Source organism: Demequina rhizosphaerae (assembly GCF_000971255.1).
Lineage (GTDB): Bacteria > Actinomycetota > Actinomycetes > Actinomycetales > Demequinaceae > Demequina > Demequina rhizosphaerae.
This window is the reverse complement of sequence record NZ_BBMC01000003.1, coordinates 541,341-547,340: the sequence shown is the minus strand read 5'-3', so window position 1 is coordinate 547,340 and position 6,000 is coordinate 541,341. Positions and strand designations below refer to the sequence as shown.

General features: G+C 69.0%; 6 protein-coding genes. 5 read left to right on the top strand and 1 reads right to left on the bottom strand.

All coding sequences use genetic code 11. The features are described 5' to 3' along the window. The 3 genes from AOM07_RS06220 to AOM07_RS06210 form a co-directional block, all read left to right on the top strand. Window positions 1–961: IS3 family transposase (locus AOM07_RS06220; RefSeq protein WP_156171811.1), on the top strand; the 961-nt coding region annotated here is incomplete at its 5' end. Window positions 962–982: 21 nt separating this feature from the next. Beyond that, complete coding sequence (locus AOM07_RS06215; RefSeq protein WP_169748132.1) at window positions 983–1,630, top strand: putative toxin; 648 nt, start codon at window positions 983–985, stop codon at window positions 1,628–1,630. Then, a complete protein-coding gene (locus tag AOM07_RS06210) occupies window positions 1,627–2,229 on the top strand; it encodes a hypothetical protein (RefSeq protein ID WP_062311903.1) in 603 nt (200 codons plus the stop codon). The genes AOM07_RS06215 and AOM07_RS06210 overlap by 4 nt, the downstream gene beginning before the upstream one ends. A gap of 3 nt (window positions 2,230–2,232) precedes the next feature. Here the strand turns inward: AOM07_RS06210 and AOM07_RS06205 are convergent, their stop codons facing one another. Beyond that, window positions 2,233–2,574, bottom strand: coding sequence for a helix-turn-helix domain-containing protein (locus tag AOM07_RS06205; protein ID WP_062311950.1), 342 nt, complete (start codon window positions 2,572–2,574; stop codon window positions 2,233–2,235). Between the two features lie 611 nt (window positions 2,575–3,185). On the opposite strand from AOM07_RS06205, the gene AOM07_RS06200 reads away from it, so the two are divergent. After that, a complete protein-coding gene (locus AOM07_RS06200) occupies window positions 3,186–4,586 on the top strand; it encodes an ArnT family glycosyltransferase (protein ID WP_062311902.1) in 1,401 nt (466 codons plus the stop codon). Between the two features lie 31 nt (window positions 4,587–4,617). Beyond that, window positions 4,618–5,916, top strand: a complete 1,299-nt coding sequence (locus AOM07_RS06195) for a M20/M25/M40 family metallo-hydrolase (RefSeq protein ID WP_062311901.1) — start codon at window positions 4,618–4,620, stop codon at window positions 5,914–5,916. Window positions 5,917–6,000 lie beyond the last annotated feature (84 nt).

Here is a 6,000-nt window from a genome sequence, read left to right as displayed (position 1 = left end):
AGGCCGAGAATGCCCGTTTGAAGCGCATCGTGGCGGAGCAGGCTCTGGACATCAGCATGTTGAAGGACTTGACCCGGGGAAATTGGTGAGCCCGGCTCGCCGCCGGGCTGCCGTGGCGCGGCTGGTGCGCCGTTTCAAGGTGTCGGAGCGGCGTGCCTGCTTGGTGGTGGGGCAGCATCGCTCGAGCCAGCGGTACGTGCCGGTGGCGTCGGACTTCGAGGCGCGCCTGGTGGCCGCGATGCGCGTGATCGCCGACGCTCATCCGCGGTGGGGGTATCGGCGGGTCCATGCGGGGCTGGTCGCGGATGGCTGGCAGGTCAACGTCAAACGGGTCGAGCGGTTGTGGCGGGCGGAGGGGTTGCAGGTGCCCTCGCGGCGTAAAGGTGCTGGTCAGAAGGCGTTGGGTTCGGATGAGCATGCCTTGTGGGCGTTGCCAGCGCTGCGGGCGGGGCATGTGTGGTCGTACGACTTCATGTCCGTGCGTACCGAGCGTGGGGTGGCGCTGCGGGTCCTCAACATCGTCGACGAGTACACGAGGGTCTGTGTCGGCTACGACGTCGACTATTCGATCGGCGCGGCCGGGGTGCGACGCGTCCTGGAGCGGGTCTTCGCCGAGCATGGTCGACCCGAAGTGATCCGGTCGGACAACGGACGGGAGTTCATCGCCACATCGCTGCTGGGATGGCTGCGTGAGCTGGGGGTGAGGCCGGTGCAGGTCGCCAAGGCCAGCCCGCAGCAGAACGGCTTCATCGAGCGCTTCAACGGGTCGATGAGGGACGAGCTGCTGCATCGAGAGGTGCTGCACTCGCTGACGGAGGCCCGCGTCCTGATCGGGCAGTGGGTGCGGCATTACAACACCGAGCGACCCCATTCGGGTTTGCAGATGCGGACCCCGGCGGCGTTCGCGCGCTACTGTGCCGAGCAGGCAGCTACGACACCCGTGTCACGGCAGCCCGTGTGACGTGAGAGGGGGTGGATGAGGGTGACTACCAACACGCTGACTGGACCAGTCCAGATCGCCCTCGAGGCCCCCGGAATCACGATCCACTCGCAGTCGACGTGGACCAAATCATCGGGGCAGGTCATCGTCAATGGCGCGTACAACGCGTTCATGTTCCCCGAAGACCCACAGCCGATCGTGGGCGACTATGAGTCTCAGCGGGGCTGGAGCCACTTCGGCAGCTCCCTCGGAATAGCAGGCATGATCCCAGGAGGGCTCGAAGCGCTCGGTGCGAAGACGCTCATCGCCGTCGGCGAACGGGTCGTGACAAGGGTCGCCGCCCGGGAAACGGCACAGGTTGCCGCAAACGGTGGAGCTGCTTCTGTCCGTCTCGGACAGGCTGGCGAGAACGCGGTCCGAGGTGCGTTCGACATTGGGCCGAAGGCGACGGCTCAGATCGGCGGCCGCACGAGGATCTTCGATGGTCTCAACGACGTCGCGGTCTCGGAGGTCAAGAACGTCAAGTACCAGGCGTACACGCAGCAGTTGAAAGACAGCTTGGCGTACGCCCAGCAGAACGGCTTGCGCTTCGATCTTTACGTCCGTGGTGGCGCGAACCCGACCACGTTGTCGGGGCCACTCGAGGCGGCGATTCGCAACGGTGACATCGGCTTAAGGTATATCCCATGACGGGCCGGAGCAAGCGGTCGGGGATCAGTGCCGCCGATCTGATGGCAGAGCTACAGAACGATCCGGAGTACCAGCGCAAGGTTCAGGCGGCAGAGGCCGAGCGTCAAGCGCGAGCCCAAGTGCTCCGCGAAGCCGAGCAGCCGATTGTTGCTGACCTGCGTGCGGCGGGCGTCGAGGTCAACTCGGTCTGGGACCTGGTGAACACCTCGGATCCTTACCCAGCAGCGCTGCCGATTCTGATGGAGCATCTGGAACGGGACGGCCTTCCCGAGCGGGTGATGGAAAGCCTCGGCCGAGCACTCGCAGTCAAACCGTCTGTTGCCTTCTGGGAGCGGCTCAAGACGCGTTGGCTTTGCGCCGGGGGCCCGGGCGAGGAGGACGGTGCTGCCGTCGCGCTGGCGGCGTGTGCGACCAAGGCTCAGGTCGACGATCTGATCGGGTTTCTGTCTGTCGCGGAGCGCGGGCAGTCGCGGATCTACTTCATCCGACCGATCCTCAGCCTGGGCGGCGATCGTGGGCGCCAGGTCATCGAGGCGCTTCGCAACGACCCGGTTCTTGGGAAGGAAGCGACGGCGTTGCTGAAGCGTCGTCGGAAGTAGCCGTCAGCTGGTTTGGGCGAGTCGGCGTGCTTGGTGGCGTAGGAGGGCGCCTTCGATGAGGGCGCGGATGCTGTTGCGTTCGTCGGGGTCGAGTTGGTCGAGTGCGGCGAGGTGGAGTCGCGGGCTGTCGTCTTGGGGGCCGCGTTCGTCTTCGTTGAAGACGAGTTCGTCGGCGCTGACGGCGAGGGCGATGGCGAGGGCGCGTAGGACGTCGAGGGTGGGTTGGTTGGTGCCGGCTTCGTAGCGGCGCAGTTGGGTGACGTGGACGCCGACGGTGTCGGCGAGGGCCTGCTGGGTGAGGCCGCGTTGTTTGCGGACCGTGGCGAGGTGGTGGGCGAAGTCCATGGCGGCGAGGCGCTCCAGCAGGTTGATCGGTGGGGACCCCATTGGGTCTGGCCCAGTGTTGGTTGACGGCAACTGAACCGGCCTGACTTTCGTTCCGCTCAGTCTTCCTGTCCGGCTGGTGCCGGCGGGATGGTTCGAGGTCGGTGCGGTCGGCAGCCTCGGTCTGCAGCGGGTGTGCATCCCTAGCCCGCCGGGCAGGCGCTGGTTACCCGGCCGCCGTACGCACTCGGGGTGGCGGGCTCGACCTGCCTGAGGTTCCGCCACCGGCTGCGCTGACCGATCGGACCGATGGTCACGGCGGTTGCTGGCGCCGAGGTCGCCCGCCGCGTCGAAGACGTCGCGTTCCTGGTAGATCGCCGTGCGGCGGTCGAACCGTGGGAAATCGCGTCGCACGTCGTGGGAAACGGACATCCGACCCTGGGTGTCACCCCAGGTACCAGGATTGTCCGAACCACCCACCAAGGGAAGGCCCCGACCGCAAGGTCGGGGCCTTCTGCGTTCTCCCCGCGACGCCGCGAGCCGATGCGCGCATTCCGGACACCCGCGCCGATACGATGCGAGCAACGCGCCGGAGGCCGGCGCCGTCCCCGTCGTACGGACAAGGAGAGCAGGTGGCAGCCACGACATCGCGGAGAGCGCCTCTGCCCTCCGAGTGGCTGGGCCTCGCCGAGGGGTGGGCCGCATCGTTCCGCGACTCCCGTCGCTCGCGGCTCGGCGTGCTCGCCCTCTACCTGGCCGTCGCCGCCGCCATCGTCGTCCCCGTCGTCCTCGGACCCGGCACCGCGATGTCCCGCATCGACGAGCCGACCCACGCGGACTACGCGTGGCGCGCCGCGCACTTCGAGATCCCTTACGCGGGGTCGATCATCTCGCCCGAGATCCGCGACACGTGGGCGTGCGTGGGGCAGGAACGCTACGAGCTGCCCGACTGCGGCGAGGACGCCGACGCGTGGGAGTTCCCGTACGAGGGGCAGCAGTACAACTTCTCGCACCCGCCGCTGTACTACCTCGCGGTCGGGCTGCCCGCTCGCGCCGTCGAGGCGCTCGTGCCCGGGGTCGACTTCCTCACCGCCGCGCGCCTGCTCGGCGTGCTGTGGCTGGGCCTGGGCATGTTCGTCATGTTCGTCGCGCTGCGGCGATGGCGGATCGACCCGGCGGCGGCGATCATCGCGCCGCTCCTGCTGCCCGCGTTCCCGCGCGTGCTGCACGCCGTCACCACCGTCAACCCCGACGCCGCGACCGTCCTCATCGGCGCCTCCGCCGTGTGGATCGCGGCCCGGATCTTCGTCGACGACGACGTCGACTGGAGGCTGCCGGCGCTGCTGGCGGGCGTCGCCGGCATGACCAAGACCATCGCGGCGATCCCGTTCATCGCGCTCGGCGCGCTGCTCGCGTTCCGCATGCTGCGAGACTGGCGCCGCTCGCGTCCGCGCGGCCGTGACGCCGCGATCGTCGGCGGCATGGCGGGCGCGATCCTCGTGCCGTACGTGATCTGGCAGGCGTGGCAGGGCACGCGCGGCGACCCGAACTGGCAGAACCCGCTCGTGGGCCTCAACACGCGCGACGTGCTCGGCCTGCCGGGCTCGGAGTGGCTCGAGACCGCCTTCAGCGGCCTCAACCTGGCCTCCGACTACTACCTGCAGGAGCCGCTCAACGTCGCGCTCATGATCTCGTGGACGCGGCTGCTCAACTTCCTCGTGATCGGCGCGATCTTCGGGGTCATCGTCGCGTGCGCGAAGGAGCCCGCCCGCCGCTCGCTCGGCTGGATGGTGATGGCGGGCACGATCCTCTACCCGACGGTCGTGCAGATCCAGGCGTACCTCAACACCGCGGTGCCGCAGTACTTCCCGAACGTCACCGGTCGGTACGGGCTCGCCCTCATCCCGGGAGCCGTCGCATGCATGGTGATCGCGGCGCAGAAGGCCGGCTTCCGCTGGCTCACCTACCTGCTCGCGGCGGCCGGGCTGGTGGTGCTGGGGATCGTCGTCGTCAACGGCTGGCGCGTCATGTGAGACCGCGGTCGGCGGCCGCTAGCCTGGCCGCATGACCGAGTCCGACGTCGTCCGCCTCGCGCGTGACCTCATGCGCATCGACACCTCGAACTACGGCGACGCGGAGGGCCCCGGCGAGCGCGCCGCGGCCGAGTACGTCGCATCGTTCCTCGCGGACCTGGGCCTCGAGCCCGTGATCCGCGAGTCCGAGCCCGGACGTGCGTCGCTCACCGCGCTGTGGGAGGGCGCCGACCGCACGCGCCCGCCGCTCGTGCTGCACGGCCACCTGGACGTCGTGCCCGCGTTCCCGGAGGACTGGACGGCCGACCCGTTCGGGGCCGAGGTCAAGGACGGCATGATCTGGGGCCGCGGCGCGGTCGACATGAAGGGCGTCGACGCGATGTACCTCGCGGCGATCGGCCGCATGATCCGCGACGGCGTCAAGCCCGCCCGCGACATCGTCATCGCGTTCTTCGCGGACGAGGAGCACGGCGGCCACCGCGGCGCGAAGTGGATGGTCGAGAACCACCCCGACGACTTCCGGGGTGCTACCGAGGCCGTGTCCGAGGTCGGCGGCTTCTCCATCCAGGTCGCCGGCAAGCGCGTCTACCTCTTCCAGACGGGGGAGAAGGGCATGCAGTGGCTGCGCCTCGTCGCCTCCGGCGTGCAGGGGCACGGCTCGCTGGTGCACCACGACAACGCGGTCGCCCACCTCGGCGGCGCGATGGCCCGCATCGGCGCGTACGAGTGGCCGATGGAGATCTCGCCTACGTCCGAGCACCTGCTGCGCGGCACCGCGGACCTGCTCGGCGTCGAGTACGCGGACGACCGGGCCACGATCGACTCGCTGGTCGCCGGTCTGGGCGCGGTCGGGCGCATGGTCGAGGCGTCGCTGCGGAACACGTCCAACCCGACGATGCTGGACGCCGGCTACAAGGTCAACGTCATCCCGGACACGGCGGGCGGCTTCGTCGACTCGCGCTTCCTCCACCGCCAGCAGGAGCAGGTGCTGCGCAAGATCGAGGAGCTCGCGGGCACGCACGTCAAGGTCGAGCAGTACATCACCGAGACGTCGATCGAGCTGCCGTTCGACGTGCCGCTCGTGCACAAGGCGATCGAGGCGGTGACGCACGACGACCCCGACGCGATCGTGCTGCCGTACACGATGATGGGCGGCACCGACAACAAGCACCTCGCGTCGCTCGGCATCGCCGGCTACGGCTTCGCGCCGCTCAAGCTGCCGCCCGAGCTGGACTTCCCGGGCCTGTTCCACGGCATCGACGAGCGCGTCCCGATCGACTCGCTGGAGTTCGGCACCGAGGTGATGGTGCGCTTCCTCGCCGACTGCTGAGGCGACCGCCGCATCGTCCCCGCGGCGCGCCCCGGCGCCCGCGTGCCTACGCTGGACGAGGGGAGAAGGCGCCCGAGGTCCGGC

Coding starts and splice junctions, on each gene's coding strand:
- AOM07_RS06195 (WP_062311901.1), top strand. CDS start 4,618: ATGACCGAGTCCGACGTCGTCCGCCTCGCGCGTGACCTCATGCGCATC.
- AOM07_RS06205 (WP_062311950.1), bottom strand. CDS start 2,574: ATGGACTTCGCCCACCACCTCGCCACGGTCCGCAAACAACGCGGCCTC.
- AOM07_RS06210 (WP_062311903.1), top strand. CDS start 1,627: ATGACGGGCCGGAGCAAGCGGTCGGGGATCAGTGCCGCCGATCTGATG.